The sequence below is a fragment of the Pseudomonas sp. genome (assembly GCF_026224925.1).
Taxonomy (GTDB): Bacteria; Pseudomonadota; Gammaproteobacteria; order Pseudomonadales; family Pseudomonadaceae; genus Aquipseudomonas.
On sequence record NZ_JAMFRV010000299.1, the window covers coordinates 1 to 5385 of the forward strand.

Consider the following 5385-nt stretch of genomic DNA (forward strand, 5'->3'; position numbering starts at 1 on the left):
GCGCTGCAGAAATCGCCTCCAACGAAGCCAATCTCAAGCAAATCGGCGAGCACCTACGCGCTCTGCACAAAGCGGCGGGCGGGTTGGAGTTACCGTAACGCACGCCAAACCCTCTTTAGGAAATCTCACCCCTCGAAAGCTGACTGAAAGCTTGTCCCTTTAGGATCGCCTCCGTCGCCGACACAAGATCGGCCGCTGAACAACAAAACCTATAAAAACGGTGATCCTGATGTCCGCAAGTGTCCGCCTGTATGGCCAATCCCTGCCTGTTGTATTCCCATGCTGACCTTCCTTGGCTTCACCATGGTCATTACGTTCATGTCCCTGATCATGAGCAAACGCCTGTCGGCCTTGATCGCTCTGATTCTGGTCCCCATCGCTTTCGCCCTGTTTGGTGGTTTCGCCGCCGGCATCGGCCCAATGATGCTCGAAGGCATCACCAAGCTCGCGCCCACGGGCGTGATGCTGATGTTCGCCATTCTGTATTTCGCCCTGATGATCGATTCCGGTCTTTTCGACCCGGCAGTACGCCTGATCCTCAAGCTGGTAAAAGGGGACCCGGTCAAGGTTTCAGTCGGCACAGCCGTGCTTGCGCTCGTGGTGTCGCTCGACGGTGATGGCGCCACCACCTACATGATCTGTGTTGCGGCCATGCTGCCCCTGTACAGCCGTGTGGGCATGAGCCCGCGAATCATGGCCGGCTTGATCATTCTGGCCGGTGGCGTGATGAACATGACGCCTTGGGGCGGTCCAACCGCACGGGCGGCCAGCGCCCTGCATGTCGACCCTTCGGATATCTTCGTGCCGATGATCCCGGCAATGCTCGTGGGCGTCGTCGCTATTCTGTTGATCGCCTATGCCTACGGTAAGCGTGAACGGGCTCGCTTGGGTGAACTGCACTTGACGGGCGATGACGTCGACCACAGTGAAATCAGCGTTTCGCAGTTCCCGGAGGCCCGTCGTCCGAAACTGATCTGGTTTAACGGCTGCCTAACCCTCGCGTTAATGGCGGCTCTGGTCGCCGGCCTGCTACCGTTGCCCGTCCTGTTCATGATCGCGTTCAGTATCGCGATGATTGTTAACTATCCTTGCCTGCAAGCGCAAAAAGACCGTATCGCAGCCCATGCAGGCAGCGTTCTTGCAGTCGTCGGGTTGATCTTCGCCGCCGGTATCTTTACCGGTATTCTGTCGGGCACCGGCATGGTCAAGGCCATGTCCGAAAGCCTGTTGGCAGTGATCCCGGATGCGCTCGGCCCCTACCTCGCAGTGATTACTGCACTGGTCAGCATGCCGTTCACCTTCTTCATGTCCAACGATGCTTTCTACTATGGCGTACTACCGATCCTCGCCGAAGCGGCCAGTCACTACGGCATCACACCCCTGGAAATGGCCCGCGCATCGATCGTCGGTCAACCCGTGCATCTGCTAAGCCCCTTGGTGCCGTCGACCTACCTGTTGGTGGCATTGGCCGGCATCGAATTTGGCGATCACCAGCGCTTTACCCTCAAATGGGCAGTTCTGGTTTGCCTGTGCATAATGTTCGCCGCATTGCTGATGGGGATATTCCCGTTCTACAGCAGTCTATGAAGCTGACGATTCACCCCCAAAGGCCGCGTGAAAGTGCGGGAAACGGGGCTTAACCGCTTAAAGGATTACTTATGGAATGGCTGACCAACCCTGAAATCTGGGTTGCCTTCTTTACCCTGACCGCCTTGGAAATCGTCCTCGGCATCGACAACATCATCATGATCTCGATCCTCGTCAGCCGCATGCCTAAACCCATGCAGCCGCGCACGCGGATTTTTGGTCTGGCGCTGGCCATGGTCACCCGGATCTTGCTGCTGTTGTCGATCACGTGGGTCATGCGCCTGACTGCAGACCTGTTTGTGGTTGCCGGCCAGGGTATTTCCGGGCGCGATCTGATTCTGTTCTTTGGTGGCCTGTTCCTGCTGTGGAAAAGCTCCCAGGAGATTTATCACGGTTTGGAAGGCGAAGAAGAATCCACCAGTGAGCCAAAGGGCAAGGGCGGTCAGTTCTTCTATACGATCATCCAGATCGCAATTATCGATATCGTGTTCTCGCTTGATTCAGTGATTACAGCCGTCGGCATGGTTTCCAACGTACCAGTGATGATCGCCGCTATCGTCGTGGCAGTACTAGTGATGATGGCGTGCGCCGGGGTTATCAGTGACTTCATCGATAAGCATCCCTCGCTGAAGATGTTGGCGCTCTCATTCCTGATCGTGGTCGGCGTGGTGTTAATTTCGGAAGCATTTGGCGTACATGTGCCCAAGGGCTACGTGTATTTCGCCATGGCCTTCTCGCTGGCGGTTGAAGCCATTAACATAAAAATGCGCACGTCTATGGCGAAAAAGAAAAAGCCCAGCGAACCTGTCAGACTGCGCAAAGACACCCTCGGCTAATTAATAACTGCCGACAACAGATAAACGGGGCATCGAGTGCCCCGTTTTGCATTGCATTTCAATTCACTGATTTATGACAGTTTTGTTTCAAAGACACTATCGCGTATGCGATGCTGGCGCTAAGGCCACAAGCCGACTAAAGCTTAGGAGAGCGCTAGAAAAGCCCGTTAACACCTATCGCGCTCGCTTCATGCTGCACCTTTCATTTCTCACCCGGCTCGGGTGACCTCAGGGGGCCTTTTTATGCTAACCCTGCTCGATTTGTTATCCGCCGTGACCCTGCTGATTTGGGGTACGCACATCGTCCGTACCGGCATCCTCCGCGTGTATGGCTCACAGTTACGCCGCATACTCAGCCAGAACATGTCCAAGCGACCTCTGGCGTTCATTGCCGGTATCCTCGTCACAGCGCTGGTACAGAGCAGCAATGCCACCGCCATGCTAGTGACGTCGTTCGTTGGCCAAAGGCTCATGGCCTTGACCCCGGCGCTGGCAATCATGCTCGGCGCGGACGTCGGTACGGCACTGATGGCGCGGGTCCTGACCTTCGACCTGTCCTGGCTATCACCGCTGCTGATCTTCTTGGGCGTGATTCTGTTTCTCTCGCGCAAGCAAACCCGCGCCGGGCAGCTCGGACGGGTCGGCATCGGCCTGGGGCTGATCATTCTTGCCTTGCAGTTGATTGTCACCTCGGCGGCACCAATCACCCACGCATCAGGGGTGAAAGTACTGTTCGCCTCGCTGACCGGCGACATCATGCTCGACGCCCTTATTGGCGCCATGTTCGCCTTGATTTCGTACTCCAGTCTTGCTGCGGTGCTGTTGACTGCAACCCTCGCGGGTTCCGACATCATCAGTTTGCCGGTGGCAATTGGTCTGGTCATTGGCGCGAACATCGGCAGTGGCTTGTTGGCGTTCTTAAGCACCAGTATGCAAAACGTTGCCGGCCGACAAGTCGCTCTCGGTAGCCTGCTGTACAAGCTTATCGGTCTGCTGCTGATCATTCCCGTCCTCAATCCGTTGGTGGCGTGGATGGACTCACTGGATTTCAGCCCGCAAAGTCTGGTGATCAGCTTCCACGTGTCCTACAACACGCTGCGCTGTCTGCTGATGTTGCCCAGCGTTGGCCCAATGGCACGCCTTTGCGCTTGGCTGCTGCCTGAGCGCCCAGAAACCAGCGGCGTGGCGAAACCCCGACATCTGGACGCCACCGCACTGGTGACACCTAGCTTGGCGCTGGCCAACGCCGTGCGCGAAACCCTACGCTTGGGCGATTTGATCGAAAGCATGCTCAACGCCATGCAGGAAGTGCTGCGCGGCACGCAAACCTCCGTCACGGCGCAAATGCGCAGCCTAAACGACGACGCCGAAGCGCTGTACAACGCGATTAAACTGTATCTGGCCCAAATGCCTCGCGAAGACTTGGGCGAGCAAGACAGCCGGCGTTGGGCAGAAATCATCGAACTGGCGATCAACCTTAAACTGGCCAGCGACCTGATTGAGCGCATGCTGCGCAAAGTCCAGCAACAAAAGACCTCTCAGCGGCGCTCATTCTCCGAAGTAGGCCTTGAGGAACTGTCTGGGTTGCACAGCCAGTTACTGTTGAATTTGCGTCTGGGCTTGTCGGTATTTGTCAGCGCCGACCCGGAAAGCGCCCGGCAATTGCTTCGTGAGAAGCGCAGGTTCCGCGCCCAGGAAAGACGTTTGGCGCATGCCCATGTCAGCCGTCTACAGCGCAAGGTGGTGCAGAGTCTGGAAACCAGCTCACTGCACCTGGAGTTGATCGCCGACATGAAGCGCCTTAACTCGCTATTTTGCAGCAGCGCCTATGCGGTGCTTGAAACATCAGACACCGGGGCGTTGCCCAGCGACGCCGGAACCGAACAGCCGTTGTGAACGACCCCGGGCCAATAAAGTCTGTTAAAGATATCGGCCCGCAAGGAAGCCCGCGTTATGCGTTGCCTGCTGTTTGTTTGTCTGTTCCTGATTTCTGCAGTTTCAATGGCCCTGGATCGTTATCAGCTTGAGGGCTACGAGTTACCCAATGGCCTGCAAATTCTGCTCAAACCCGGCTATGACAAAGGTCATGTCGCCATCCGCCTAGTGGTCGGCGTCGGGTTTGACGACTTCGGCTGTAATGAGAAAGAGCTCCCACACCTGCTTGAACATCTTCTGTTCAGCGGCATTGATGATCGCGGGGAAGGTGGCCTTGAGGAACGCATGCAAGCATTGGGCGGTGAATGGAACGCCTTCACCAGCAGCGCCGATACCACCTTCGTTATCGAAGCGCCGGCCCGCAACCAACGGCAAGTGCTCGATTTATTGATGGGCATCCTGACCCGCAGCCGCATCAATCAAAACACCCTGGATGCGGCCAAACGCATCGTTGAGCACGAAGACGGCGGCCACTACTCACACCTGCAGCGCTGGCTCGATCACAAAGACCTTGGCCACAACGCCAGCAAGCAGTTAGCTGTTGAACTCGGGCTGAACTGCGCAGAGCGACCCGATATCGAGTCGTTGACCCTAGAGCAGGTTGAAAAAGTGCGCACCGGCTGGTACGCAGCCAACAACATGACATTGATCGTGGTCGGTGACCTTGATCGCCTGTTGCCGGCGTATCTGGAGCGCACTTACAGCCAGCTCATCGCGACTGAACCCGGCGACCATCCACCCCTTCCAGGCATCAGCCATGAGGCGGATGCAGAACGCACGCTGGCCAAAGGCGGCGTGGGCGAGGGCGCTCGTTTGCATTGGTTTTTCCCAGAGCCGGTGCTGGAGAAGCAGCATGATGAAACGTATGAACTGCTTCAGGACTACCTTGATTGGGCGCTGTACAGCACGTTGCGCCTGGAGGACGGCCTTTCTTACGGACCATGGAGCGAGCGTGAAGTCTTTGGCGACACCGGCTTCATGAGCTTGAACGCAGACCTTGATCGCGGTGATATCGATCAGGCAAAGC

General features: G+C 56.8%; 4 protein-coding genes. All 4 read left to right on the top strand.

The genetic code is table 11. The features are described 5' to 3' along the window. Positions 1 to 279: 279 nt before the first annotated feature. A complete protein-coding gene (locus M0974_RS12840; RefSeq protein ID WP_297836886.1) occupies positions 280 to 1587 on the top strand; it encodes a CitMHS family transporter in 1308 nt (435 codons plus the stop codon). 71 nt (positions 1588 to 1658) lie between these two features. Beyond that, a complete protein-coding gene (locus M0974_RS12845; RefSeq protein WP_297836889.1) occupies positions 1659 to 2423 on the top strand; it encodes a TerC family protein in 765 nt (254 codons plus the stop codon). A gap of 243 nt (positions 2424 to 2666) precedes the next feature. Continuing rightward, positions 2667 to 4319, top strand: a complete 1653-nt coding sequence (locus tag M0974_RS12850; protein ID WP_297836892.1) for a Na/Pi cotransporter family protein — start codon at positions 2667 to 2669, stop codon at positions 4317 to 4319. A gap of 57 nt (positions 4320 to 4376) precedes the next feature. Further along, the coding region (locus tag M0974_RS12855) for an insulinase family protein (protein ID WP_297836894.1) at positions 4377 to 5385 on the top strand (1009 nt) is incomplete at its 3' end.

Coding starts and splice junctions, on each gene's coding strand:
- M0974_RS12845 (WP_297836889.1), top strand. CDS start 1,659: ATGGAATGGCTGACCAACCCTGAAATCTGGGTTGCCTTCTTTACCCTG.
- M0974_RS12850 (WP_297836892.1), top strand. CDS start 2,667: ATGCTAACCCTGCTCGATTTGTTATCCGCCGTGACCCTGCTGATTTGG.
- M0974_RS12840 (WP_297836886.1), top strand. CDS start 280: ATGCTGACCTTCCTTGGCTTCACCATGGTCATTACGTTCATGTCCCTG.